The sequence below is a fragment of the Streptomyces sp. NPDC007157 genome (assembly GCF_040634235.1).
GTDB lineage: Bacteria > Actinomycetota > Actinomycetes > Streptomycetales > Streptomycetaceae > Streptomyces.
Window position 1 is genome coordinate 76938 of record NZ_JBEYFE010000014.1, and the last position, 26574, is coordinate 103511.

21 protein-coding genes are annotated in these 26574 nt (G+C 70.9%); 7 read left to right on the top strand and 14 right to left on the bottom strand.

Translation table 11 applies throughout. The features are described from left to right. Positions 1-125: 125 nt before the first annotated feature. The gene (locus ABZ642_RS25085) at positions 126-1022 is read left to right on the top strand and encodes an AraC family transcriptional regulator (RefSeq protein ID WP_360488176.1); all 897 of its coding nucleotides are present in this window, start codon (positions 126-128) and stop codon (positions 1020-1022) included. Between the two features lie 95 nt (positions 1023-1117). Next, positions 1118-1639 carry a hypothetical protein gene (locus ABZ642_RS25090; protein WP_360488179.1) on the top strand — a complete coding sequence of 174 codons (522 nt, stop codon included), beginning with the start codon at positions 1118-1120 and terminating at the stop codon, positions 1637-1639. Between the two features lie 74 nt (positions 1640-1713). On the opposite strand, the gene ABZ642_RS25095 is transcribed toward ABZ642_RS25090, so the two are convergent. Both ABZ642_RS25095 and ABZ642_RS25100 read right to left on the bottom strand, forming a co-directional pair. After that, a complete protein-coding gene (locus ABZ642_RS25095) occupies positions 1714-3129 on the bottom strand; it encodes a glycoside hydrolase family 16 protein (RefSeq protein WP_360488182.1) in 1416 nt (471 codons plus the stop codon). A gap of 180 nt (positions 3130-3309) precedes the next feature. Further along, positions 3310-4557: an Ig-like domain-containing protein gene (locus ABZ642_RS25100; protein ID WP_360488185.1), complete on the bottom strand. Its 1248-nt coding sequence runs from the start codon at positions 4555-4557 to the stop codon at positions 3310-3312. A 301-nt stretch (positions 4558-4858) separates the two neighbouring features. On the opposite strand from ABZ642_RS25100, the gene ABZ642_RS25105 reads away from it, so the two are divergent. Continuing rightward, complete coding sequence (locus tag ABZ642_RS25105; RefSeq protein WP_360488188.1) at positions 4859-7525, top strand: FAD/NAD(P)-binding protein; 2667 nt, start codon at positions 4859-4861, stop codon at positions 7523-7525. A gap of 369 nt (positions 7526-7894) precedes the next feature. Here the strand turns inward: ABZ642_RS25105 and ABZ642_RS25110 are convergent, their stop codons facing one another. Then, a complete protein-coding gene (locus ABZ642_RS25110) occupies positions 7895-8665 on the bottom strand; it encodes an IclR family transcriptional regulator (protein ID WP_360488191.1) in 771 nt (256 codons plus the stop codon). Beyond that, positions 8662-9081 carry a MarR family transcriptional regulator gene (locus tag ABZ642_RS25115; protein WP_360488194.1) on the bottom strand — a complete coding sequence of 140 codons (420 nt, stop codon included), beginning with the start codon at positions 9079-9081 and terminating at the stop codon, positions 8662-8664. Before ABZ642_RS25115 ends, ABZ642_RS25110 begins: the two co-directional genes overlap by 4 nt. A gap of 279 nt (positions 9082-9360) precedes the next feature. Between ABZ642_RS25115 and ABZ642_RS25120 the strand changes: the two genes are divergently transcribed. Genes ABZ642_RS25120 through ABZ642_RS25135 form a run of 4 tightly spaced genes read left to right on the top strand, consistent with a single transcriptional unit; the run spans position 9361 to position 13141 of the window. Further along, on the top strand, positions 9361-10278 hold the full coding sequence (locus ABZ642_RS25120) for an SDR family oxidoreductase (protein WP_360488197.1): 918 nt from the start codon (positions 9361-9363) through the stop codon (positions 10276-10278). Then, a complete protein-coding gene (locus ABZ642_RS25125) occupies positions 10278-11153 on the top strand; it encodes an amidohydrolase family protein (protein ID WP_360488200.1) in 876 nt (291 codons plus the stop codon). The genes ABZ642_RS25120 and ABZ642_RS25125 overlap by 1 nt, the downstream gene beginning before the upstream one ends. Before the next feature lie 9 nt (positions 11154-11162). Continuing rightward, a complete protein-coding gene (gene menE / locus ABZ642_RS25130; RefSeq protein ID WP_360488203.1) occupies positions 11163-12671 on the top strand; it encodes an o-succinylbenzoate--CoA ligase in 1509 nt (502 codons plus the stop codon). A gap of 14 nt (positions 12672-12685) precedes the next feature. Then, positions 12686-13141: a MaoC family dehydratase gene (locus ABZ642_RS25135; RefSeq protein WP_360488206.1), complete on the top strand. Its 456-nt coding sequence runs from the start codon at positions 12686-12688 to the stop codon at positions 13139-13141. Here ABZ642_RS25135 and ABZ642_RS25140 read toward each other — a convergent pair whose 3' ends face one another. From ABZ642_RS25140 to ABZ642_RS25185, 10 genes are all read right to left on the bottom strand, one after another. Beyond that, complete coding sequence (locus tag ABZ642_RS25140) at positions 13142-13660, bottom strand: hypothetical protein (protein WP_360488209.1); 519 nt, start codon at positions 13658-13660, stop codon at positions 13142-13144. A 94-nt stretch (positions 13661-13754) separates the two neighbouring features. Continuing rightward, positions 13755-14519, bottom strand: coding sequence for a Crp/Fnr family transcriptional regulator (locus ABZ642_RS25145; protein WP_360488212.1), 765 nt, complete (start codon positions 14517-14519; stop codon positions 13755-13757). 2 nt (positions 14520-14521) lie between these two features. After that, the gene (locus tag ABZ642_RS25150; protein WP_360488215.1) at positions 14522-14674 is read right to left on the bottom strand and encodes a hypothetical protein; all 153 of its coding nucleotides are present in this window, start codon (positions 14672-14674) and stop codon (positions 14522-14524) included. A 1153-nt stretch (positions 14675-15827) separates the two neighbouring features. Continuing rightward, positions 15828-17498, bottom strand: a complete 1671-nt coding sequence (locus ABZ642_RS25155; RefSeq protein WP_360488217.1) for a histidinol-phosphatase — start codon at positions 17496-17498, stop codon at positions 15828-15830. 23 nt (positions 17499-17521) lie between these two features. Further along, on the bottom strand, positions 17522-19354 hold the full coding sequence (locus tag ABZ642_RS25160; RefSeq protein WP_360488220.1) for a LamG-like jellyroll fold domain-containing protein: 1833 nt from the start codon (positions 19352-19354) through the stop codon (positions 17522-17524). Between the two features lie 49 nt (positions 19355-19403). Further along, the gene (locus ABZ642_RS25165; RefSeq protein WP_360488223.1) at positions 19404-22325 is read right to left on the bottom strand and encodes a glycoside hydrolase family 2 TIM barrel-domain containing protein; all 2922 of its coding nucleotides are present in this window, start codon (positions 22323-22325) and stop codon (positions 19404-19406) included. After that, positions 22322-23182 carry a carbohydrate ABC transporter permease gene (locus ABZ642_RS25170; RefSeq protein ID WP_360488226.1) on the bottom strand — a complete coding sequence of 287 codons (861 nt, stop codon included), beginning with the start codon at positions 23180-23182 and terminating at the stop codon, positions 22322-22324. Before ABZ642_RS25170 ends, ABZ642_RS25165 begins: the two co-directional genes overlap by 4 nt. Before the next feature lie 14 nt (positions 23183-23196). After that, positions 23197-24153: a sugar ABC transporter permease gene (locus ABZ642_RS25175; protein WP_360488229.1), complete on the bottom strand. Its 957-nt coding sequence runs from the start codon at positions 24151-24153 to the stop codon at positions 23197-23199. Then, complete coding sequence (locus ABZ642_RS25180; RefSeq protein ID WP_360488232.1) at positions 24153-25439, bottom strand: extracellular solute-binding protein; 1287 nt, start codon at positions 25437-25439, stop codon at positions 24153-24155. Before ABZ642_RS25180 ends, ABZ642_RS25175 begins: the two co-directional genes overlap by 1 nt. Positions 25440-25515: 76 nt before the next feature. Continuing rightward, positions 25516-26535, bottom strand: coding sequence for a carbohydrate kinase family protein (locus tag ABZ642_RS25185; RefSeq protein WP_360488235.1), 1020 nt, complete (start codon positions 26533-26535; stop codon positions 25516-25518). Positions 26536-26574: the final 39 nt, after the last annotated feature.

Below are 26574 nucleotides of genomic sequence, written 5' to 3' on the forward strand. Positions count from 1 at the left end.
AAGCGTTCTGGCTGGCCTGACGCGTTCAAAACTAAAAGTCTGACTTTTGGGAAGGAAGGTCGGAGTGTGTCAGCCTGTGGTGAAAGTGGGACACGGATCTTCGACAGGGACGGCACGAGAAGGACATGGCGGACAGAACGCCCGAAGGGGCAGGCGACGGTGACGGAATCAGAACCTTCCCCTTCCCGGTGGATCTGAGCGTCGGCGGTGTCGGCATACAGGTCGGCCCGATGGGGACCGAGCGCATGTGGCACGCCGACGCCCCCCTGGAACGCGTCCACCGCATCGACTTCCACGTGGTCATGCTCTTCACCGAGGGCCCGGTCCGCCACATGATCGACTTCGCCGAGTACCAGGCGCAGGCCGGTGACCTGCTGTGGATCCGGCCCGGGCAGGTGCACCGCTTCTCGCGGACCTGCGAGTACCGCGGAAGCGTCCTGACCATGCAGCCCGGCTTCCTGCCGAAGGCGATCGTGGAGGCGACCGGCCTCTACCGGTACGACCTGCCGCCCCTGCTCCGCCCCGACGCACCGCAGCTCACCGCGTTGCGGGCGTCGCTCGCCAACCTGCAACGCGAGTACGAGGACAACGAGACCCTCCCTCTGAGCCTGCACACCTCGGTCCTGCGGCACTCGCTCACGGCGCTCCTGCTGCGGCTCGCGCATCTCGCGGCCAGCTCGGCGGAGGCGGCCCGCCGCCAGGCCGATACGACTTTCACCCTTTTCCGGGACGCGGTGGAGGAGGACTTCGCCACCAACCACAGTGTCAGCGCCTACGCCGACGCCCTCGGTTACTCCCGCCGCACCCTGGTCCGCGCGGTCCGTGCCGCCACCGGGGAGACCCCGAAGGGCTTCATCGACAAGCGGGTCGTCCTGGAGGCCAAACGCCTGCTGGCCCACACGGACCTCCCGATCGGCCGGGTGGGCGCGGCGATCGGCTTCCCGGACGCGGCGAACTTCTCCAAGTTCTTCCACCTGCACACGGGGCAGACGCCGGTGGCGTTCCGGGCCGAGCTGCGCTGACCCCGCCCGGAAATTCGCGAGCGACGGGTCCGGCGCCCCTTCTATCGTGAACCGCTGCCGTCCGCGCGGGACGGCCCGAGGGGGGAGTCGGCGCGGTGCCGGACGTGTACGAGGCTCTGCTGGACGCCGAGTTGAGCAAGGCGTTCGACGTGTGGTCCGGCTATCTCGAGGCCCGGACGGGCGAGGATCCCGAGGCCCGGGCCGAACTGCGCTCCCTGCTGGACAACGCTCGCGCGCTCGCCGCCGAGGGCGATCGGGCCGCCGCCCGTGCCTGGCTCGCGGACATGGACGACACGGCCCGAAAGGCCGGTCTTCCCTGGGCTCCGACGCCGCCCCGTCCCTGCGAGGCGGACCGGCAGGCGCGCGACTACGTCAAGGACGCGACGCCGTCACTGCCGTTGTATCTGTGGGACCGACTTGATCACGTCAGGGTCTCGCTGGCGGTCACCGGATACCGTCTCCGGGACGCCGTCGGCCTCGACGCGGCCACCCGCGAGGACATCCGCTATGTCACCGCACGCGCCTGGATGGCCCTCGACCTGGCCCATGTGACCGCGGCACAACGCGAACTGGAGCGGCTGGAGGCCATCGCGCGGCGCTGCGGTGTGGGGCGCTGACCGCCGGACGTGCCTCCCACGGGCACGGGGACGCCCCGCGGGGCGACCCCCGCGAGGCATCCCTGACTCCCGGGTCAGTGCCCGAAGTCGAACCAGTTCACGTTCACGAAGTCCGCCGGCTGGCCGCTGCTGAAGGTCAGGTAGACGTCGTGGGTGCCGGTCACCGCGCTGATGTTGGCCGGGACCGTCTTCCAGGTCTGCCAGCCCCCGGTGTTGCCCACCGCGAAACTGCCGATGGGCGCGTTGCTGCGGCTGTCGAGGCGGACCTCCACCAGCCCGCTGACACCGCTCGCGGCGCCGTTCGCGACTCGCGCGTTGAACTGAGTGGCCGCCGACGAACCGAAGTTGACGCCCTTGTACAGCGCCCAGTCGCCGTTGGCGACGTAACCGATGTCCTGGCCGCCGCCCGTGTCGGTCGTCGACTCGGCGGTCACGCCGGACTGGCTGTCGTACGACTCCGCCTGGATGGCGCTGTAGGCGTCACGGTTGCCGGACGGCGGGGGCGTGGTGCCGCCACCGCTGCCGCTGGACTGGAGCACCTGGACATAGTCGACGACCATCGGGTGGCCCGGCTCGGTGGTGCTGTAGGGGCCACCGCCGAACGCGCCCGGGAAGCCGCCGCCCATCGCCACGTTCAGGATGACGAAGAAGCCGTGGTTGGTGGCGTTGGACCAGGTCGTGGCATCGACCTGATTGGCCGTCACCGTCTGGTAGTTGACGCCGTCGACGTAGAAGCGGATCGCCTCGGGGCTCACCGAGCGGTCCCACTCCATCGTGTAGGTGTGGAAGCCGGACTGGCAGGTGGTGTTGGGGCAGGCGGTGGAGTTGCCGAGACCGGTGGTCTCGTTGCACGGACCGCCCGGGTTCGTGCCGCAGTGCATGGTGGCCCACGTGGTGTTCAGGCCTTGCACGTTCTCCATGATGTCCAGCTCGCCGACGGACGGCCAGTTCTGGTAGTTGCCGCGGAACGGTGAGCCGAGCATCCAGAACGCGGGCCAGTACCCTTGCGCCGCCGTGCCGGTGACATTGGGCATCTGCAACCGCGCCTCGACGCGCAGCTTGCCGCCGGCCGGGGGCTGGAAGTCGGTGCGATTGGTCTCGATACGGCCCGACGTCCAGTTGCCCGACGCGTCGCGGCGCGGGGTGATCAGCAGATTGCCGTTGCCGTCGAGCGCGACGTTGTTGGTGGACGAGGTCATCGTCTCGACCTCGCCCGTGCCCCAGTTGGCCGCGCCGCCGGGGTACGAGATCCCGGTGTCGTACTGCCAGTTGGAGGTGTTGACGCCGGTGCCGGCGGTGCCGTTGAAGTCGTCGAGGAAGACCTGGCTCCAGCCGGACGGCGCACCGGGCGCGGAGGCGCTGGCGGGGAGGGTGGCGGTCGTGGCGGCGGCCGCCGCCAGACCCACCGTGGCGAGTACGGCGACGAGGGCGCGGCGGAGGGAGCGCCGCCGTCTGTGATCCGCAGGGGGTATACCGGAGGTTTCTCTCATGGGGTGCCTCTCGGGTACGGAGTGGGGGTGCGCGGGATGCCTCCGAGAGCGCCGGGAGACGTTGCTGAGAGCGCTCTCAAAGTGGGCCCAATGTGCTCTCCGTGCCTGCGGTCGTCAAGAGTTAAAACAAAGAATCTCCTTGTTTCCCGGGGGAGTTCAGGCGGTGAAGGCGCCTGCGGGTCAGACCGCGCTGCCGGCCTTCCAGTCCGACCAGGACAGGTTCCAGCCGTTGAGGCCGTTGGACGCCTCGACGGTCTTCTCGCCGGAGTTCTTCACGATCACCACGTCGCCGAGCATCGAGCTCTCGTAGAACTTGTAGCCGGCCACCGAGGAGTCGCTCGCGCCCTTGGCGTCGTGCAGGCCGACACAGCCGTGGCTGGTGTTCTGGCTGCCGAACACCGAGGTGGCCGCCCAGTAGTTGCCGTGCACGAAGGTGCCGGAGGTGGTCAGGCGCTGGGCGTGCGGGACGTCGGAGATGTCGTACTCGTCGCCGAGGCCGACCGTGGAGGACTCCATCCGGGTCTGCTTGAACCGCTCGCTGATCACCATGATCCCGGACCAGGTGGTGTGGTCGGAGTCGCCGCCCGAGACCGGGTAACTGGCGTACGTGGCCCCGTCCCGCTTGACCACCATCTGCTTGGTGGACAGGTCGACCGTGGAGATCTGCTCCCGGCCGATGTGGAAGGTGACGTCCTTCGACTGGGTGCCGTAGACGCCGTCCGTGCCCTCCACGTCCTTCAGCCGCAGACCGAGGGTGATCTTCGTGCCGGCCGCCCAGTACGTCTCCGGGCGGAAGTCGAGCCGGGTGTCGCTGAACCAGTGCCCGACGATCTCCACCTCCGGCTCGGCCGTCACCGTGATCGCCTTCTGGACCGCCGCCCGGTCCGCGACCGCGTGCGTGAAGTTGATCGACACCGGCATGCCGACACCGGACGTGGAGTCCGCCTCCGGCGTGAAGTAGCCGAGGAAGGTCTCGCTCGGGGACTTCGTGGTGAAGGTGGCCACCGTCTCGTCGGTCGCGCCCCGCGCCTTCGCCGTCACCGTGTACTTCGTGCCGGAGTACGGGTTCTTCGCCGACGTCCATTTCGTCTTCGCGTCGTCGAAGGTGCCCGACAGCGTCGAGCCGTCGTTGCCCGCGACCGTCACGGAGGCCAGCGTGCCGTCGGTCACCGTGACCTCGACCGGGCTGGTGAAGTCGGCCTTCCTGGTGCCGGAGACGGGAGTGACCGTGATCGTGGCCTTCTTGGTCGCGGACTTGGCCGAGGCCGTCGCGCCCTTGCCGTCGGTGGCGGCCGAGGCGTCCGCCGAGGAACTGCATCCGGCCAGCGCGGCCCCCGCGGGCACCGCGCCGAGAGCGGCGAGGAGTCCGCGCCGGGACCACCTCCGCGACTGCCGGCCGGACCCGTTCGATATGTGCTGGACGCCCACGACACGCCTTCCTGACTTGTCCACCTGTGTCAGGGCATCCTGCGCCGGTTGTATGGGTGGTTCCTTTGAATCGCGGGGGTGATCCCTGAGATTCGGATGAGGAGCTCCGGGCGTCGCCCCGCGGAGCCGGAATGAGTCGACCGGAACCCCGGTTGTCCGAGCCTCCGTTCGTGAACAGAGTATGAACGCCCGACCGGCGGCCTGAGTTTCCGGTGAGATCCCCCTCCCGGGAGGGCTTCCCCACCTCTCCGATCGGAATAGTGAAGAAGCAGTACGCCGACCCCCCCGCCGGAGGTATTCCGTGACCGACGTCCGCAAGCGGCAGAGCGTGGCCATCGTGGGAGCCGGAGCGGCGGGCACCCTCACCGCCGTCCAGCTCTGCGAGACGGCGCACCGCCGCCGGACCCCTCTCGACCTCTTCCTGATCGACCCGGCCCCGGAGGCGGGCCGGGGCACCGCCTACGCCACTCACGACCCCCGGCATCGCCTCAACGTGCCCGCCGGCCACATGAGCGCCTACCCGGACGACCCCGGGCACTTCCTGCGCTGGCTGTGCCGGCACGGCGAACCCACCGTCACCGGCGCCGACTTCGCCACCCGCTACCGCTACGGCGCCTACCTCGCCGACACCCTCGGCCAGGCCATGGTCCGCGCCCACGGCACGGTCGCGGTCCGCCGGCTGCGCACCCGCGCGGAGTCCTGTACCGGCACCCCCGACGGCCGGGTGGAGCTCCACCTCGCCGCCGGGGGACCCCTGCTGGCGGACAGCGCCGTCCTGGCCACCGGTCCCGCCGGGGCCACCGGCGGCTGGGCCCCGCCCGCCCTGCGTGCCTCGGACCGGTTCGTCGGCACCCCGTGGGCGCCGGGCGCCCTGGACCCCGTACGGGACAGCCCCGAGGACGTCCTGCTGGTCGGCACCGGTCTGACCGCCATCGATCTCTCCCTCACCCTCGACCGCCCCGGCCGGGCCGTGCACGCCCTGTCCCGCAGCGGGCTGCTGCCCCAGCCGCACGCCCTCGGCCCGGCCGGCGCCATGCCCGCCCCGGAGGGGATCGACGACACCTCGCTGGGCCGGCTGCGCCGCGCGGTCTACCGCCAGGTGAGCCGCTCGGTACGCACCCACGGCGACTGGCGCCCGGGCCTGGACAGCCTGCGCCCGCACACCGCACGGCTGTGGCGCAGCCTCACCCCCGAGGAACGCGAGGAGTTCCTGGCCCGCGAGGGCGCCCTGTGGAACACCCACCGCCACCGGATGGCCCCCGCCACCGCGGAACACGTCTCCCGCGCCCGCACCGCACGCCGCCTGCACGTCCACACCGGCACCGTCGCCCGCGTCACGGCCGACGAGGCCGGCTCTCTGGCCGTCGAGCTGTCCAACGGCCATGTGGTGCACGTCGGTTGGGTGGTGGACTGCACCGGACCCGGCCGCCGCCTGGACGCGCCGTTGTGGCAGGCCCTGTTCACCGCCGGGCTCGCCGTCCCCGGACCGCTGGGCATGGGCGCGGCCACCCGCGACGGACGGCTCCTCGATGCCCAAGGCCGCGCCGTGGGGCCCCTGTTCACGCTCGGCGCCCCGCGCCGCGGCGAGCTGTGGGAGACCACGGCGATCCCCGAGATCCGCGTCCAGGCCGCCGGGCTGGCCCAGCGGCTGCTGCCGCTGCCCGGCCGCAGGCGGGCCTCCCGGCGGCCCCTCGACGGCCACGGACTGCCGCTTTCCACCCACGCCGAGGCGGCCGCCGCCTACCGCAGTGGTCTCGACCGGGTCCTCAAGGTGCGCTCCGGCGCCGAGGACGCCCTCGCCCGCGCGGTCGCCCTCGACCCCGGCTTCGCCCTCGGCCACGCGGCCCTCGCCCTGCTGGGCCACGAGTGCGCCGCCGCCGTCGACGTGCCCCGCGCCCTCGCCGACGCCCAGCGCTCGGCCCGCGAGCGCGCCGACGAACGTGAACGGTCCTTCGTGGACGTGATCACCCGCCGGGTGACCGGCGACGACGGGGACGAGGCGCTCGTACGGCATCTGCGGGAGCACCCGGGGGACGCGCTGGCGCTCGCGGCGGCCGTGCCCACCATCGCGTTCTCCGGGGTGAGCGATCTCCAGGACGACGACGCCCTGCGACTGCTCGACCTGACCTCGCCCGCCTACGACGGGCACTGGTTCCACACCTCGCTGCTGGCCTTCCTGCGCCAGGAGCAGGGCCGGCTGCACGAGGCGGGCGAGCTGGCCCACCGCGCGCTGGCCGCCGAGCCCGCCTCCGGGCACGCGGTGCACGCCCTGGCCCACGTCCACTACGAGTCCGGGGCGCACGAGGCGGGCCGGGACTGGCTCGACGGCTGGGTGTCCGGGCGCGGACGGGGGGCGGTGCACCGGGCGCACTTCTCCTGGCACATCGCCCTGCACGAACTCGCCCTCGACGACCCGGCCGCCGTCCGCCGGCGCTGGTTCGCCCAGCTCGCGCCGGGCCGGGTGCGCGGGGTGCGGGCGCTGGTGGACTCCGGTTCGCTGCTGTGGCGGGCCCGGCTCAGCGACAGCTGGGACGGGGACCTGCCGGCGGTGGACGTCCTGGACTCGGTGGCCCGGGAGGTACTGGAACGGCCCGCGACCGCGTTCACCGCGCTGCACGTGGCCGTCGCCCTCACCGCCGCCGGCGACCTGCCCGCGCTGCGCAGGCTGCGCGACCACGCGGCCGCCGCCGACCCGGTGCAGCGGGAGGTGATCGCGCCGCTGTGCGAGGCCCTCGCCGACCTCGTCGAGGAGCGCTTCCACGAGGCGGCCCGGGGGCTCGACGCCCTGCTGCCGGTGCTGCGCCGGGTCGGCGGCAGCGCGGCCCAACGCGAGGTCGTGGCGGAGACGTTGCTGTACGCCCTGGTCGCGGGCGGCCGCTGCGACGCCGCCCGCCGCCTCCTGGACGCCCGGCTCGACCGCAAACCGGCGCCCCGCGACCGGCGATTGCGCGCGGCACTGCCCGCCTGAGCCGACGGCACGGTGCGCGTCCCTGCCTGAGCCGACGGCACGGTGCGCGTCCTTGCCTGAGCCGACGGCACGGGTACGCGTCCTTGCCGGAGCTGGAGGCACGGGTGCGCGTCCTGGCCGGAGCTGAAGGCACGGGACCCGTCCCTGCCGGAGCCGATGGCGCGGGTCACCGTCCCCGTCGGAGGACCGGCGGGGGCGGACGCCGCCAGGTGAGGGGATGGGTGCATGGCCACCGCCAGGTCCGCCAACGGCTCCGCGCGGTCCCGGGGGAGGCGCGGCGCACGGCTACCCGGCCCGTTTCGGCCGGGGGTTCGCGCCGGGCGCCGGCTACCCGGCCCGTTCCGGCCGGGGGTACGCGCCGGGCGCCGGCTACCCGGCCCGTTCCGGTTGTTCCGGCTGCCAGCCCAGTGCCCGGGAGATGCCACGGGCCGCCAGCCGTACCGCCGGGACCAGCGCCGGTACCTGGGCGTCGGCCTGGGGCACCACCACCGAGACGGCCGACACCACCTGCCCCGCCGCCCCGCGCACCGGAGCCGCCACCGACAGGGCGTCGTCGGTCACCTGACGGCTGCTCACCGCGACCCCGGTGCGCCGCACTTCGGCCAGCGAGCGCCGCAACCGGCTCGGATCCGTGATGGTGTACGGGGTGAAGGCGTCCAACGGTCCCGCGCAGTACTCCTGCTGGAACCCGTGGGTCTCGTGCGCGAGCAGGGCCAGGCCGACCCCCGTCGCGTGCAGCGGCCAGCGGGCACCCACCCGGATGTGCACCCCCACCGCCGAACGCCCCGACAGCCACTCGATGTAGACGACCTCGGCTCCGTCCCGCACCGCCAACTGCACGTTCTCATGGGTCGCTTCGTACAGGTCCTCCAGATACGGCAGCGCGACCTGACGCAGCGCCAGCCCCCGGGGCGCCAGCGCGGCCAGCTCCCAGAGCCGCAGCCCCACATGGTAGAAACCGTCGGCGTCCCGCTCCAGCGCGCCCCACGCGGTGAGCGCGCCGACCAGGCGGTGCGTGGTGGTCAGGGAGAGCCCGGCCCGGCGGCTGATGCCGCTGAGGCTGAGCGCCGGATGCCCGTGGTCGAACGCCGCCAGCACCGACAGCAGCCGGTCGGGTGCGGAGCGGGCGGCGGCGGTCATGGCCGGTCGGCGACGCGCAGCAGCAGAGCGTGGAGCGCCTGGCGCTCGGCGGGGTCAAGCGGGCCCAGCAGATCGTTGGTGACCCGCCGGCCCGCTTCGTCGGTGTCCCGCAGGAAGGCACCGCCGGCCTCGGTGAGGACGACGATCCGGCTGCGGCGGTCGACGGGGGAGGGGCGCCGCTCGGCGAAGCCCAGCTTCTCCAGGTCGTCGACCAGGCCGACGATCGCGCTCGGGTCGTAGCCGAGCCGGGTGCTCAGCTCCCGCTGGAGCGCGCCCTCCGAGGTGGCGAGGAGACGCAGCACCGCGTAGTGGCGCAGCCGTACCCCCGACTCCTGCAGGAACGTGTTGAAGAGCTGCCCCGAGCGCAGGCCCAGGCGGTACAGCAGGTAGCCCGTGTCCGCGTGCAGCCCGCGCATCCACGGTTGGTCCGCGTCGATCGAGGTCGGGTTCTCGGTGTGCTGACGGGTGATGGCCGTCTCCCTGGTCCGGGCCCCGGCGGCGGGGCGGTCTGTGGCGCGGATTCCAGCATGGCGTACTCGTGCATGCGCAACAACTATTGACGACAACAATTATTGCTCTTAGCTTCGATCTCGAACCGAGCCCGTCGCATCCGAGAAGCCGTAGCCGTCGCATCCGAGAAGCCGCACCCGTCGTACCCGCAAGCCGCACCCCTCGTACCCGAAGGGACATCGCCCGTGCCCAGCATCGATCTCACCGGCAAGGCCGCCGTCGTCACCGGCAGCGGCCGGGGCCTCGGCCTCGCCTACGCCCACGCACTCGCCGCCCACGGCGCCTCCGTGGTCGTCAACGACGTGGACGAGGCCGTCGCCGAGCAGGCCGTGAAGTCCATCACCGAGGCCGGCGGCACCGCCGTCGCCGAGGTGGTGCCGGTCGGCACGAGCGAGGCCGCGGACCGGCTGGTCGCCCGGGCCGTGGCGGAGTTCGGGCGACTCGACGTCCTGGTCACCAACGCGGGCATCCTGCGCGACAGGGTGCTGTGGAAGATGACCGACGACGACTTCGACGCGGTGCTCACCACCCACCTCAGGGGCACCTTCACCTGCGCCCGCGCCGCCGCCGTCCGGATGCGCGAGCAGGGCGAGGGCGGCACCCTGATCCTGGTCGGCTCCCCGGCCGGCCAGCGCGGCAACTTCGGCCAGACCAACTACGCCGCCGCCAAGGCCGGCATCGCCGCCATGGCCCGCACCTGGTCGATGGAGTTGGGCCGGGCGGACATCACGGTCAACGCGATCGTCCCGGTGGCCGCCACCGCGATGACCGAGACCATCCCCGCCTTCGCCCCGTACGTCGAGGCCATGAAGAACGGCGAACCGCTCCCGGACCTCCTGCGCAAGGGCGAGGGCTTCGGCACCCCCGAGGACTGCGCGGCCCTCGTCCCCTTCCTCGCCTCCGCGGCCGCCCGCTCCATCACCGGCCAGGCCATCGGCATCGGCGGCGACAAGGTGGCACTCTGGTCGCACCCCCAGGAGATCCGGACCGCCTACGCCGACGGCGGCTGGACCCCGGACACCCTGGCCGACGCCTTCCCCACCTCGGTCGGCGCCGAACTCCAGACGGTCGGCATCCCGGCGCCCAAGGTCCCGGAGGCGTGATGGACATCGAGGCACTCACGGCGATCGACGTCCACACACACGCCGAGGTCTCCGCCAGGGGGCACTCCTCCCTGGACGACGACCTGCACGACGCCTCCTCCGCCTACTTCAAGGTCGAGGGCAAGCGGAAGCCGACCATCGAGGAGACCGCCGCCTACTACCGGGAGCGGAACATGGCCGCCGTGATCTTCACGGTGGACGCCGAGTCCGCGACCGGCACCGCGCCCGTCCCCAACGAGGAGGTCGCCGAGGCCGCCGCCGCCAACCCGGACGTCCTGATCCCCTTCGCCTCCGTCGACCCCTTCCGCGGCAAGGCCGGCGTCCGGCAGGCCCGCCGTCTGGTCGAGGAGTACGGCGTGAAGGGCTTCAAGTTCCACCCCAGTATCCAGGGCTTCTTCCCGAACGACCGCGCGGTGGCGTACGGCCTCTACGAGGTGATCGAGGAGACCGGCACCATAGCCCTCTTCCACACCGGCCAGACCGGCATCGGTGCCGGCGTCCCGGGCGGCAGCGGGATCAGGCTGAAGTACTCCAACCCGTTGCACGTGGACGACGTGGCGGCCGACTTCCCGCACCTGAAGATCATCCTGGCGCATCCGTCCTTCCCCTGGCAGGACGAGGCCCTCGCCGTCGCCACCCACAAGCCGGGCGTGCACATCGACCTGTCCGGCTGGTCGCCGAAGTACTTCCCGCCGCAGCTGGTCCAGTACGCCAACACGCTGCTCAAGGACAAGGTGCTGTTCGGCTCCGACTTCCCCGTCCTCACCCCCGACCGGTGGCTCGCCGACTTCGCGAAGCTGCCGGTCAAGGACGAGGTCCGGCCGAAGATCCTCAAGGAGAACGCCGCCCGTCTGCTCGGGCTGACCAAGCCGTAAGGGGCCGAGATGCGCAACGAGGGACTGGGGTCGTGGCCCGCACGCCGGGCCCGCAAGACCCCGCACCGCACGGCGCTGGTACACGGTGAACAGGCCACCGACTACGACACGTTGTACACGCGCACCACCCGCCTCGCGCACGTCCTGCGCGCCCGGGGCGTCCGCCGCGGCGACCGCGTCGCCTACCTCGGCCCCAACCACCCCGCCCACCTGGAGACCCTCTTCGCGGCCGGCACCCTCGGCGCGGTCTTCGTCCCGCTCAACACCCGCCTGGCCTGCCCCGAGATCGCCTACCAGCTCGCCGACTCCGGCGCCAGGGCCCTGCTGTACGGCCCCTCGCTCGCCGGTCTCGTCGCGGGGCTGCCCGGTACCACCGACGTCCGGACATTCGTCGAAGTCGGCCCCGAGTACGAGGAGTTGCTGGCGTCGGCGGCGGACGACCCGATCGACGAGCCCGTCACCCCGGACGACACCTGCATCATCATGTACACCTCGGGGACGACCGGCCGCCCCAAGGGCGCGATGCTCACGCACGCCAACCTGACCTGGAACGCGGTCAACGTCCTGGTCGACACCGACCTGATCGCCGACGAACGCGCCCTGGTCTCGGCCCCGTTGTTCCACACGGCGGGCCTCAACATGCTCACCCTGCCGGTCCTCCTGAAGGGCGGTACCTGTGTCCTGGTGGCGGTCTTCGACCCGGAGGCGATCCTCGATCTGATCGAGGAACACCGGATCACCTTCATGTTCGGGGTGCCGACGATGTTCGACCAGGTGGCCCGCCACCCGCGCTGGCAGGCCACCGACCTCTCCTCCCTGCGCATCCTCACCTGCGGCGGCTCCCCGGTCCCGACCTCGCTGATCGCGGCCTACCAGGAACGCGGGCTGACCTTCCTCCAGGGCTACGGCATGACCGAGGCCTCGCCCGGCACCCTCTTCCTCGACGCCGAGCACGCGATCGGCAAGGCGGGCTCGGCGGGCGTGCCGCACTTCTTCAGCGACGTACGGGTGGTGCGGCCCGATCTGACCCCGGTCGACGTCGACGAACCCGGCGAGGTCATGGTCCGGGGCCCCCATGTCATGCCGGGCTACTGGGGGTTGCCGGAGGAGACGGCGGCCACCTTCGCGGACGGCTGGTTCCGCAGCGGGGACGCGGCCCGGGTCGACGAGGACGGTTACGTCTACATCGTCGACCGCCTCAAGGACATGATCATCTCCGGTGGCGAGAACATCTACCCCGCCGAGATCGAGGACCTGCTCCTCACCCACCCCGACATCGTGGAGTGCGCGGTCATCGGCGTGCCGGACGACAAGTGGGGCGAGGTGCCGCGTGCGGTGGTCGTCCTGCGCGAGGGCGCCGCCCTCGACCCCGACGAGGTGCTGGCCTCCCTGTCCGGCCGGCTCGCCAAGTACAAGCTCCCGAAATCGGTGGTGCTCGCGCTCGAACTCCCGCGCACCGCCTCCGGAAAGCTCCTCAAGTCCCGTGTGCGCGAACGCTACGGCTCCGCCAACTCATAGCTAAGGACAGCGACATGAGCGTCACCGTCAACGGCCTCGACGAACTGAAGAAGCTCGCGGGCAGCGACCTGGGCACCAGCGGGTGGATCGAGGTCACCCAGGACCGCATCGACACCTTCGCCGACGCGACCGGCGACCACCAGTGGATCCACGTCGACCCCGAGCGCGCGGCCGAGGGCCCCTTCGGCGCCCCGATCGCCCACGGCTGTCTCACGTTGTCGTTGTTCATCCCCCTCTTCACCGAGCTGCTGGACGTCCGGGGCGTCACCACGAAGGTCAACTACGGTCTGAACAAGGTGCGTTTCCCGTCCCCGGTGAAGGCCGGCTCCCGAATCCGCCTCACCGCCCGGCTGGCGGAGGTCGAGGAGGTGCCGGGCGGCGTGCAGATCGCCGTGGAGGGGACCATCGAGATCGAGGGCGGCACCAAGCCGGCCGCCGTGCTGCAGAGTCTGTCGCGGTTCTACGCCTGATCAGGTGGGCCTGCGCAGCGTGCGGATCCGCTGCTGTGCGGCGCTCACCGCGTTCTTGAGCTCGATACGGGCGTGTTCCTGCGTCATCGCGGTCGCCAGCTGCGTGGTGAGCGCGGTGATCTCGACCTTTCCGGCGGTCGGCACCGCGGGGAGCACCGTGGCCAGATAACGGTCCAGGCGCTCCACGACGGCCTGGAGTTCGGGGCGGAGCGGCTCCGTGGCCTGCGCCGCGTCCTCGAGGAGATGGCGCAGGCCGTGCAACGGCTCGAAGTCGGCCGCGCGGCACGGCTTGTGAGCCCACTCGCACAGCATCTCGACGAGCCTCTTGAGGTAGGCCGAGGCGTCCTCGAAGTCCTGGGCGTCGTCGTCGGCCTCGCGCATCCGTTTCACCCAGGCCAGCGCCTTGCGGTAGTGGAGCAGACCGAGGATGCCGAGGGTGGCCGCGGCCGCGCCCGAGGCGGCGCTCACCAGGACGGTGGCCGTGTCGGCGGAGGCCAGCGCGGTGGAACTGGACATCATGGCGGTGATCCGTTCATGAAACGCACGAACACCCCTCGGGAAGGGGCCGGGAAGGCTCGTGGCGTGGGGACGGGTGAGCGGGTCGGGCGGGAAGCTACGAGATCGTGGCGATGGTGCGGAGCAGCGCGAGGTCCGTCACGACGAACTGGCGGTACCCGCTGCGCAGGATGCCGTCCGCGGGCAGCCCGCTGGCCTGGTCGGGGGTGCGCAGCCGACGGAGGGTGTTCTCCACGGTCGAGACACCGAGGAGCAGGGCGTCCGCGATGTCCTTCTGGCTCGGGCCCAGGATGGTGATGTGGCCGGGGGCGGCGGCGTCGGTCGTGCCGGCGATCTCGGCGAGATGGACGAGCAGCGCGCCGACCCGCGCCAGCGGCGTCCTGGTCATGGTGCCGTAGATCTTCTCGTCGGTGCGGCTGCGGTCCTCCAGGCTGCGCAGCAGGGCCAGTTGGATCCGCGGGCGCTTGCGCAGCAGGATGTTCATGGGCTGCACGGGGCAGGGCATGACCCAGGTCGTGGTGAGGCAGGTCGTCCGGACCGCGGCGCCCGGCTCGATGAGCTTGGCCTCGCCGAGCAGTTGGCCGACGCCACGGAAGCGGGTGATCCTGGGCGCGCCCTCGGTGGCGCCGAACGGGTGGCGCTCCTGGCGGACGCAGCCGCCGAGGACGATGTGCACCTGTTCGTCCGCCGGTCCGATGGGCAGTTCCTCGTCGCGTTCGTGGACACGGCTGTCCGCGCCCCACTCGCTGACCAGCAACGGCCAGGCTCCGCGGGGCAGTTGGGCGAGAAAGCTGCCGGCGGGCATGGGTTGGCGTCCGTTGAGGACGTCGCCGGTCCGGAAGGCGTCGACCCTGGGGACCATGGTCAGACCCGGGTCGCGCGGGCCGTGGCCACGGGCGGGCGGTCGGGCCGCCGTACCGGGTCGTGGTGGTCACGCAGCGTCAGATGCGACGCGATGTCCCGGTGCGGGCGCGGGACGGGAGAGGTGCCGAGGCCATCGGCGATGGCGGTGTTCATCGGTCTGAGGTCCTTCTTGCCGGTGCGGGCGGGGATCCCGGGTGTGACGCAGGCTGCGGCACACCCGGACGACGGGTCCAGGTCCTCTCCCTCGTGTTGTCGGCCCGGGTGGTTAGTCCGGGCTGCGAGGCGAAGACTTTTCACAAGCTACCCCCCTGGCCGACGAAATCGCCAGTCGCGGATGACGGAGAGCAAACTTTCTTGTAGCGGATCCTCGGGAAATCATCTCCCTCAGGAGAGGGAGTTCCCGCACGCGGTTCGACAGGGCTGTGGTCTCCATCACATCCCCCTGGTGGAGCATGATCGACAAGGGTTTCTCTGGGAGTGAACCATTGAAAGCCTATGCGGTACGGGGTACGAATACTTCCCGCAGATGAGCGGCGGCGGGCCCGGATGTAAACACAGGGGAAAAGTGAGGAGGCCCCGGGGAACCACCCCCGGAGCCTCCCGGAAAGGGCCTGGACCCGTCGAGGTTCAGACCGACACCCATTACACACCACCCGCTGGGAAAAGGTGGCACAGGCTGGCAACTCCGCGGGTCGGAGCCCCCATGGGGAGGGGTTTGCCGCATCGTCTTGTACGGCGGGGTGGACGGCGCCCGGCGGCCCGCGCCGGCGGGCAGAAAGTCCGTATTGCTGCTCTGGGGTGGTTTTGTTCCGCGCCTTGTGTCGTTCGTCGTATGGGTAAGTGCGTGAGTGGTGAATGACGATCGCTTGAGGATCGCTCCAGACCACTCGATGAGGGGTCCGCTTGCCGCGGAACGGTTCCGTCTACCTGTTCGATGTATGCAGTATGTGGTCGCCCGCTGCATAAATCTACGCGGCGGAGAGGGTCGTCTACCGGCCGATATTCGACCTCCTTCGATTGCCCGGCATGATTTCGACGCCTATTCCCGGGGTGTCGGCCCGTTTTGCTTCGAATAAAGGGCCTGGTGATTTATCGACCCTGTTCTCCGATCAGGTCCTTCGTCCGCGGAATGGCGTCCCGTCGGGAATTCGCAACGTTTCCCGTCAGGGCGCCCCGGCGGTGAAACGGCGGTGCCGGGGTGTCTCGGGCAATCGTTCTCCAACTCTCTGTAGCGAGTCGGACACGATTCACGCATGCCTGCCCCACCCCGACGGTTACGCAAGGTGATCGAATGGGCGACGAATCGTCAGGAACCCACCACATCCACGAAGATGGGGTTGGAATAGAACCAGGTGTCCGCCCACGGGTCGCCGTTGCCCGGCTCGTGGGTGATCGGGCCGTGCGGGTCGATCGACGCGCCCAGGTAGCCGGTGCCGTGGCGGTTGCCGTCGCTGCCCCGCAGCCGGACGTAGAAGGACTCGTCCCCCGCGGTGAGCGGGATGCGCAGGGTGTAGGTGCCCTTGCGGCCGGACACGTCCTCGGTCTGGACGACCCTGGTGTCGGGCGCCTGCCAGGTCTCGCGGTCGGAGACCGGGCCGCGCACGGCGCCGCGGATCACGTCCACGTGCGCCAACCGGGGCAGGATGCCCTGGGCGTTGACCCGGGACGCGGTCGTCACCGTCACGTTCAGGGTGATCCGCTCGCCCTTGCGGACCCGCAGCCGGCCGCCGAGGGTGACGCCGTTGCCGTGGTCGCAGTCCCGCTTCAGGCGCACGTCCAGGCCGTCCAGCAGATGCCCCTGGTCCAGCCAGACCCGGCCCGCCCGCAGGCCCGCCATCACCGCGCGGTATCCGTAGCGGGTGACACCGACGTGGGTGCGGCTGAACTCGCCGGGCCAGAAGTCGCTGCCGGGCTGCGGGGTGTCGGTGTTCACCGGGTCGGGCAGCCTGCCGGTGTTGTCGAAGTTCTGCCCCGGCAGCCAGTCGCCGTTCTTCCAGGTGTCGAAGACCGTGCGGTGATTGTCGGAGTTGGTGGTGACGGTGAACAGCCGACCCTCCGACAGCATCGCGTCCCACAGGCCGCCCACCGTCGCCGTAGCCCAGTCGAAACCGCCGTACGTCAGGTACGCGTCCGCCGGGTAGCCCGCCCAGGACTGCGCGGAGGGCTTGTTCTCGTACTCGCCGCGGATCGAGGTGGTACCGCGCCAGCCGGGGATCGCGGCACCCTGGGCGCCGGGCGCGCCCTCCATGCCGATCATGATCTCGGGGGCCGCGTCCCGCCAGTCGCGCATCTCGCGCGGCGAGTCGATGCCGAGCCGCAGCGGATGGTTGGCGAGGACGAGGACGTCGTCGACATAGCCCGTACGGCGCTGCTCGGCCAGCCACCTGATGGCCTTGACGGCGTGTGCCTCGTTCCGCGCGGTGTCCGCGTCGGCCGCGCCGCCCTTGTCGTAGCCGAGCAGCTTGCCGTCGTAGGCCAGCTCGAACCGCGTGAGCAGGTCGGTCTCGTGGCGGCCCGGCGCGGCGAACACGGTGGCGTGCTCGGCGGCCGGGATGTACCACTCCAGGCCCTGGAAGATCAGCTGGCGCGGGTTCTCCCGGCGGGCCTCGAGGATCTCCGCGTGCTCCAGCTTCGCGCCGTAGTAGGCGTGCCCGAAGTTGGAGTGCTCGTTGAACACCATCCAGTCCAGGCCGAACCGGGCGGCGGCCTGCGCCTGCTGGGAGAACGTGTACTTCGCGTCGTGGCTGTAGACGGAGTGGACGTGGTGGTCGCCGACCAGATAGGCGAGGCGGGGGTCGTCGCCGCCGAGGCCGTGCCGGGAGGAGGCGAACGCGGGGGTGGCCGCCGAACCCAGCGCGAACGCGGCGCCGAACAGGCCCGCGCGGCGCAGGAGTCCGCGTCGGGACACGCCCTGGGCGTCCAGGTCGGCGGGGGAGACGGCGGGATCGGCCCAGCTGGGCAGCTGCTGCTCGGTCATGATGGTGATCCTCGTGACGGGGGTCAGTGGGTCATGAAGGAGGAGACGGGCAGGGCCCGGGAGACGATCCGGACGTCGCCGAGGCGGCCGTGCAGGATCTGGTCGATCCTGTCCGCGTACTCGTAGCCGCCGAGCAGCCAGGGCTTTCCGGACGAGGCGATGCCGACCGCGGCGGCGTGCGGGTTGCGGGCCACCGGGCAGCCCTGCACGTACATCGTGGTGTGCTTGCCGTCGTTGACGACGGCGAGGTGCCACCAGGTCTCGCGGGCGGTCTCGTCGCCCCAGTTGGTGGCCAGCTGCTGCTGGTTGAGCGGGTGCACCGCCCACTGCGTGCCCGGACCGTCGGTGATGGAGAGGGTGGCCAGCGGCTCGTCCGGGTCGTCCGTGACCGTGCCGACGGAGCCGTTGCGGCCGGTGCGGCTGACCAGCCCGGACCAGGCGTTGTGTGAGGCGTCCCAGTCCGCGGGCAGCCGGTAGAACGCCTCGATGGTGTAACCGTTCTTGAACGTCGCCGAGTTGAGCGGGGCGCCGTCGACGGTCCTCAGATACGCGCCCTTCAGCGGCGACTTGAAGCCGGTGAACTCCAGGCTGCCGTGGCCGGGCTGGTCCGGGTGGTGGTCCGCCGACCAGCCGAGGGTGCCGCCGCCCACCGAGACCACGGTGAGGTCGTTGCCGTTGCCGGACAGGTCACGGACCGTGCCGGCGACCGCCGAGTCGAACCGCCAGTAGGCGGCCGTGCCCCGGACCAGCAGCTGCGCGGCGGGCCGCGCCGGACGGGCCGGCACCGGGGCGAAGCCGGCGAAGCGGTCCTCGAAGTCGATGTCGACGGAGAAGCGGTCGCCGTCGCCGCTCAGCTCCATCTCCTGCCGCTCCAGCTCGTTGAGACCCTTCTTGGCCCGGCCGAGGATCCACGGTGAGACCGTCTCCACGTCGATGACGTTCCGGTCCAGGTCGAAGTGGTAGAGGCGGATCATCGCCGCGCCGCCGAAGTACCGGTTCTGGTAGTTCGTCAGGTGCAGGTGCACGTCGTGGCCGGCCGCGTTCTTGCGGGTGGCGCGGCGGGCCGGCCAGAAGTGCCCGTTCAGGGTGAGGAAGATCTGGTCGTGCTCGTCGACCAGCTGGTCCCACAGCTGCTGCCCGTAGTCCGACAACGTGTCGTCGTCCACGACCAGTTCGTGGGTGGTGAGGATGACCGGCGCCTTCGGGTGCCGGGCGATGACGTCCTTCGCCCAGGCGTACCCCTGCGCCGACAGCCGCCAGTCCAGCGCCAGCACCAGCCACTCGCGCCCGGCCGCCCGGAACAGGTGGTAGGTGTTGTAGCCGTCCGCGGAGGCGCCGCCGAACGTCGGCTTGCCCTCGAAGCGCTGCGGCCCGAAGGCGTCCAGGTACGGCGTGTTCCCGCGCTGGTCGTCCGTGGACGACCTGATGTCGTGGTTGCCGGCCAGCACGCTGTAGCCGACCCCGCGCCGGTCCAGGATCCCGAAGGCCTTGCTGATCGCCGCGAACTCCTCCTCGGCGCCGTTCTGGGTGAGGTCGCCCAGGTGGCTCAGGAAGACGATGTTCTCCTCGGACTCGCCGCCCTGCTCCAGGAGATACCGCAGGGACGCCTCGATCGGCGCCGGGTTGATGCTCGGCCCGTCGAAGAGGTACTGGGTGTCGGGCATCACCGCGAGGGTGAAGCGACGGCTCTCCGGGTCGGGCCGCCGGCCGGAGCCGGCGGACGCCTCGGCGACGGCCGGCAGCGCGACCCCCGCCGTGGCGGCGGCGCCAAGCAGCGCGGTGGCCCTGAGGAAGTTGCGTCTGCCGGCTCCGGCCTGTGCGGCCTCGCCCTGGGCGTGGTCATGCGACGTACACACGTGTGCTCCGTGGATAAGGAGAAGTGACGGCGAAGGGCGTGGGGGGATCTCAGAGGACGCGCAGGGTCCAGCTCCAGCGGTGGACGCCCGGTGCGACGAGGTAGGAGGGGAAGGTGTCGGGACCGCACGAGGCCGTACCGAGGCCCCGGTGTGCGGCGTCGATGTGGACCACGCAGCCGGCCCGGGGCACGAGTTCGTCGTGGTGGGTGACGGCGGTGAGGTCCTCGGCGCGGTAGCGGGTGACGGATACCTGGCGGGGCTCGTCCAGCTCGACCGCGAGTCCGGTGGCGTCCGGCGCCGACAGCGTGAACCGTCGTACGCCATGACGGCCGCCGCTCTCCTGGGGCCGCAGATACGGGGTGAACAACTCGTCCACGGAGACGGAGTGGTGGCCGACCGGGGCACCGGCGGCACGGTCCGGGTACGACTCCCAGGGACCCTGACCGAACCACTCCAGCAGATCCGGCCCGGCCACCGTCTCGAAGACCGAGCCGACCCGGGCCACGTCGTCGAACTCCGCGGGCAGCTCGGCCGACTCCTCGATCCGGATGCCGCCCGCGACCGCGGTGAACTCCTGCCGGTGCCGGACGACTCCCGTGGTACCGGCGTACTCGGCGAGCACGGTCACCCGGTCGCGCTCCCGGTGCACCGAGACCGCCTTGCGCACCAGGCTGTCCAGGCCCCAGGCCCGCCAGCGCACCGCGATCCCGCCCAGCTCGTCGTTGTCGGTGGGCGCCCGCCACAGGGACAGCGTCGGCGCGGCCGTCAGCAGCGGGTGCAGCAGCAGGCCCTCGTCGTCCACCTCGACCCTCGTCCCGCCCGGGACGGCCGCCGTCACCGGGTCGGGGGCCCGCAGCCGGATCTGCGGCGCGCACACCTCCGTACCGGCCGGCGCCCAGGCCTGGTCCTCGGCCGTGGTCACCCGCAGCGTCAGCCATGCCTCGCCGCCGTCCGCCGGCAGCTCGAAGGGCAGCGGCACGGCCGCGGTCTCGCCGGGGCACAGCTCGGGCAGCTCGGCCGGACCGGTCAGGGTACGACCGTCGGCCAAAGCCAGCTCCCAGGTGCCGGTCAGCCAGTCGAAGCCCCGGAAGTGCTGGTGGTTGGCGAGCACGATGCCCTCGTGCCTGAAGCACCGGATGCGGACCGGCGCCGCGATCTCCCGGTGCTCGTACATCGCGGGCTTGGGCGTGCGGTCCGGGAAGACCATGCCGTCCGCGACGAACGCCCCGTCGTGCAGGGCCTCGCCGAAGTCGCCGCCGTACGCCCAGCGGTGGCCGGGCGCGGCGACACCGTTGTCGTACAGTCCGGCGCCCGCGCGCCCGACCGGTCTGCCGTCGCTCACCCGCTGGAGAATTCCGTGGTCCCAGAACTCCCAGATGAACCCGCCCTGAAGACCCGGAGTGGACTCGATGGCGGCCCAGTGGTCGGCCAGCGTGCCGTTGCTGTTGCCCATGGCGTGCGAGTACTCGCACTGGATCAGCGGTTTCGTCTGCTCCCCGGACAGCGCGTGCGCCACGCAGTCCTCCAACGGCGCGTACATCGGGCACGCGATGTCGGAGGCCGTGCCCGGGTCCGCCCAGCCCCGCTTGGCCGCCCCCTCGTACTGGATCGGCCGGGTCGGGTCGTGCCGCCGTACCCAGCCCGCCGCCGCGTCGTGGTTCGCCCCGTAGTCGGACTCGTTGCCCAGTGACCAGATGATGACCGACGGATGGTTCTTGTCCCGCAGCACCATGCGCGAGACCCGGTCCACGAAGGCGTTCAGATAGCGCGGGTCGTCCGCGATCTCGTGCGCGTGGTCGTGGGACTCGATGTCGGCCTCGTCGACGACGTAGAGGCCCAGCTCGTCGGCGAGGTCGTAGAGCGCGGGGTCGTTCGGGTAGTGCGAGGTGCGGATCGCGTTGAAGCCGAACCGCTTCAGCACCACCAGGTCCGCGCGCATGTCGTCGTACGACACGGTCCGCCCGGTGAGGGGGTGGAAGTCGTGCCGGTTCACGCCCCGGATGAAGATCCGCTCGCCGTTGACCAGCAGGTCCCGGCCGACGATCTCGACGTCCCGGAAGCCGATGCGGTGGTACGACGTGTCGGCGACCGTGCCGTCCGCGCGGTGCAGCCGGACGGTCAGCCCGTACAGCTCGGGCTGCTCCGCGTTCCAGGTGCGCACCTGGGGCACGGCGGCGTGGACGCGGGCCTCGCCCAGGAAGTCGGAGACCCGGTCGTCCTCGGCGTTGAGCCGGTCGAACTCGGCGTCCTGCGAGAGGAGTTCACCGTCCAGGTCGCCGGTGACGTACCAACCGCCCGGCAGCGCACCGCCGTGGTCCCGTACGGCGCAGTCCACCCGCAGCTCGCCGTCCCGCCGCGCCCGCACGGTCACGTCCGCGAGATACAGCGGGTCGGTCGCGTACAGCAGCACGGAGCGGGTGATCCCGCCGTGCCACCAGTGGTCCTGGTCCTCGATGTGCGACGCGTCCGACCACTTGACGACGGTGAGCCGCAGGACCGACCGCTCGCCGGGGCGCACGGCCTCGGTGAGGTCGAACTCGGCGGCCAGATGGGAGTCCTTGGAGATGCCCACGGGCCGCCCGTCCACGTGCACGAGGAGCACGCTCTCGGCGGCCCCGACCTGGAGGACGATCCGACGGCCGGTCCAGTCGGCGGGGATGTCCAGGTGCCGCTCGTACACACCGGTCGGGCCGGCGGCGGGCACCTGCGGCGGGAACTCCGCGAACGGCATCCGGACGTTCGTGTACTGCGGCAGGTCGTTCGTGTCCTGCAGGGTCCACGCACCGGGGACGTACGCGGTCGACCAGGTCTCCTCGACCGGCGCGTCCGGAGCCGGCAGCAGCTGGAAACGCCACTCGCCGTCCAGGGACAGCGCCCCCGGACGGCGGTCGACGGCTGTCATCGGCAACCGCCCCCAGGAGGTCACCTCGGGTGCCTCCCAGGGGCGCACGGCCACCAGCGGGTCCGTCACTTGATGGCTCCCTTGGCCAGGTCGCCGATGATCTGACGGGCGCCGACCGCGAACACGATGAGCAGCGGGACGAGGGCGAGCAGCGCGCCGGTCATGACCATTCCGTAGTCGGTGGTGCCGTGGGTGCCGTTGAGCTGGGACAGTGCGACCTGGAGGGTGACGTTGTCCGGGTTGGTGAGGGCGATCAGGGGCCAGGCGTAGTCGTTCCACTGGCCCATGAAGGTGAAGATGCCGAGGAAGGCGAGGCCCGGCCGGACCACCGGGAGGGCCACGTGCCAGTACTGGCGGAGGAAGTTGGCCCCGTCGATGCGGGAGGCGTCGAGGAGCTCGTCGTGGATGGCGCCCTTCATGTACTGACGCATCCAGAAGATGCCGAACGCGTTGGCCGCCGCCGGCACGATCAGCGAGGTCATCGAGCCGATCCAGCCCAGCTTCGCCATGATCACGAACTGCGGTATGGCCGACAGTTGGGCCGGCACCATGAAGATGACCATCAGCAGGGCGAACAGCACGTTCTTGCCGGGGAAGGCGAACTTGGCGAAGACGAAGGCCGCCAACGAGTCGAGGAACAGGACCAGGAAGGTCACCGAGCCCGCGACCAGCAGCGAGTTCCACATCGACCCGAAGAAGTCGATGTTGTCGAAGAGGCTGCGGGCGTTCTCCAGGAGGTGCGGGCCGGGCAGCAGCTTCGGCGGGTAGGAGAAGATCTCCGACGTGGTGTGCGTCGACATGATCACGGCCCAGTAGAACGGGAAGGCCGAGAGCAGCAGACCGACGATCAGGACGGCGTGCAGGGCGATACCGCGGCCGCGGGTGCCCTTGACGGCCCTGGGGCGGGTTGTGCGTATGGATGCCATGGTGTGCGGCCTCCCTAGTCTTCGCCCCGGCGCCGCACCAGGCGCCAGTTGATGATCGAGAAGATGATGACGACGAGGAAGATGCCCCAGGCCACGGCGGCGCCGTAGCCGAAGTCGTTGTTGTCGAAGGTCTGCTGGAAGAAGTAGAGGACCATGGTCTGGCCGGCGTGGCCCGGACCGCCCGCGAACGTCGAGTCGTTGGAGGTCGTCTGGAGCAGGACCTGCGGTTCGGAGAAGCTCTGCAGACCGGTGACGGTCGACACGACGAGCACGAACAGCAGCACCGGCCGCATCATCGGCAGCGTGATCCGGAAGAAGGTCTGCACCGGTCCGGCGCCGTCCATGCGGGCGGCTTCGTACAGTTCACCGGGGACCGTCTGGAGACCGGCGAGGAAGATGATCGCGTTGTAGCCGGTCCACTGCCAGGTCATCAGGGTGGCGATGGCGACCTTGATGCCCCACGGGGTGTTCAGCCAGGCCACCTGGTCGAGCCCGACCGCCTGCAGGAAGGCGTTCACCAGGCCGAAGTTGGTGGAGAACACCGAGCCGAAGATGATCGCGATCGCCACCACCGAGGTGACGTTGGGCAGGAAGTAGGCGAAGCGGTAGACGTTCTTGAAGCGGACCGCCGAGTTGAGCATCACGGCCGTCACCATCGCCAGGAAGATCATGGGGAAGGTGGCGAGCGCCCAGATGACGATCGTGTTCCCGACCGCGGTCCAGAAGTCGGTGTCGCTCACCAGGTACCGGTACTGCGACAGGCCCGCCCACTCCATCGAACCGAGGCCGTCCCAGCGGTGCAGGGAGACGTAGAGCGAGAAGCCGACCGGGATCAGGCCGAAGCAGAGGAAGAGGAGATAGAAGGGGGAGATCGCGGCGTAGAGGTGCCAGTACTTGCGGAATCCGGTACGGGGACCGGCCGGGGTGGTCCGTTCCACGGTCACCGGGGGCTTCTCCAGTGCGGTGGCCATCAGTAGCTCACCCCCAGGTGCTTGGCGATGCGCCGGCACTTGCTCATGGCGTCCTTCCAGGCCTGCTCGGGGTTCTTGCCGAGGACGCCGACGTTCTTGATCTCGTCCTTGAGGGGCTGCGAGAGCGCCACGTCGAACGGGCTGTTGTAGGCGACCGCGATCTTCTGCGCGGCGGGCCCGAAGACGTCCATCGTCACCTGGCCGCCGAAGAACGGGTCGGGCGCGCGCAGGGTCTTCATGGCGTACGACGCGGGGGTGGACGGGAAGAGTCCCGCGTCCACGAAGCCCTGTGCCTGGTTGGCGGCGTTCAGCATCCAGGCGATGATCCGGAACGCCTGCTCGGGCTCGCGGCACTCCTTGGTGATCGACAGGAAGGAACCTCCGTTGTTGGAGGGCCGTACCGGCATCTGGGCCACCCGCCAGCGGCCCTTGGTCTTCGGTACGCCGGTCTTGATGTCGTTGGTGGCCCAGGAGGCGTTGAGCTGGCTGGGCAGCTTGCCGTCCTGGAGGGCGGAGAGCTGGTCGGGCGTTCCGCTGACCAGGTCCGAGACGATCCCGCGCCGCTTGGCCTCCACGGCCAGTGCCCAGGCCCGGCGGACATGGTCCTGGTCGCCGATGAAGTGCCGGTCCTTGTCGACGTACCGCCGGCTGCCCTGCTGCACCACGTTCTCGAAGACCGCGTTGACGTCGGAGAGCAGACAGGTCCCCGGGATCCGCTTCTTCAGCTGCTCGCCGGCGGCGAAGAACTTCTCCCAGGTGTTCAGTTCGGCGGAGACGTCGTCGGGTTCGTAGGGCAGTCCGGCCTTCTGGAAGACCTGGTACTGGTAGAAGTGGGCGACCGGGCCGCAGTCGATCGGGAAGCCGACCACGGTGCCGTCGTCGGCGATGCCCTGGTCCCACTTCCAGGACAGGAACTGGCTCTTGTACTTGTCCGCGCCCAGCGTGCGCAGGTCCACGAACTGGTTCGCGTTGGGCAGGTAGGACGCCATGTCCTCACCCTTGAGGCCCGCGATGTCCGGGATGCGCGCCCGCCCGGTCATCGTGGTGAGCAGCTTCGACCGGTAGTAGCCGCCGATCTTGATGGCCTGCAGATCGACGGTCGCGTCGTAGCGGGCCTTGGCGTTCTTGATGACCGTGTCGCCGAGGCCGCCGTCCCAGTACCACAGGACCATGTTCCGGCCGGTGGAACCGGTCGGAACGGCACAGCCGGACGCCAGGCCGCCGAGCGCCGTGGCGGCCGTACCGGCCAGGCCTGCGCGCAGCAGGCCTCTACGTGAGAGCCGCACAGCTCCCACCGCCTTTCGGATCTTTCGGATCTGTTCGGGACTTTCACATGGAGCGTGGGGCGTGGGGAGTGGGGGCTCAGTACTGCCGTGCGGGGGGTGTGACGGGTGCGTACCGGACCGGCGGGCCGGGGTCGGCCGGCAGCCGGTCCGTGAGGAAGCCGTAGACGCGTTTCAGATCGGGGTCGGTGAGCGAGCGCCACCAGCGGTCGACGCCGTACCAGCCGGGGGCGGCCGGCGCCCCGCCGTGGTGGCCGACGGAGAGACCGGCGGCGAGTACGGCGAACCGCAGCCGTTCGTCCAGCGGCCAGCCGGCGAGGGAGGCGGTGACGAAGCTCGCCCCGAAGACGTCGCCGGCGCCCGTCGCGTCGAGGACGTCCACGGCGAGGGCCGGGACCTCCGCGAACTCGCCGGTGGTCTGGTCGACGGCCACCGCGCCGTCCCCGCCGCGGGTCACCACGGCCACCGGGACCAGTTCGGCGAGGGTGCCGAGGGCCGCGACCGCGCTGTCGGTGCGGGTGTAGGCCATCGCCTCGGTCTCGTTGGGGAGGAAGGCGTGGCACAGGGCGAGCTGGTCGAGGAGGTCGCGGGACCACTGCTGGGTGGGGTCCCAGCCCACGTCGGCGTAGATCCGGGTGCCGTTCGCGGCGGCCTTGGCGATCCACTCGCGGGGTTCGGCCTCGATGTGGACGAGGGCGGTGCGGGCCTCGGGCGGGTCGCCCATCAGCACGTCCTGCGAGTACGGCGGCTCCGAACCATGGGTGACCAGGGCCCGGTCCTGTCCGTGGGCGAGGGCGACGGTGACCGGGGTGGGCCAGCCGTCCGCGACCCGGGACAGGGAGAGGTCGACGCCCTCCTGCCCGGCGAGGAGCTCCCGGCAGTAGGCGCCGTAGAAGTCGTCGCCGAAGACCGTGGCCAGCGAGGTGCGCAGGCCGAAGCGGGACGCGGCCACCGCGAGGTTGGCGATGCCGCCGGGGCCGCAGCCCATGCCGGCCGTCCAGACCTCCTCGCCGGGTGTCGGCGGCTTCCCGAGCCCGGTGAGGACGAGGTCGTAGAAGAGCAGACCGGTCAGCAGCACGTCGGGTATGTCGTCGTCCACACGCCACCCTCTCGTCAAAACTCGTCAATTTTGATGACG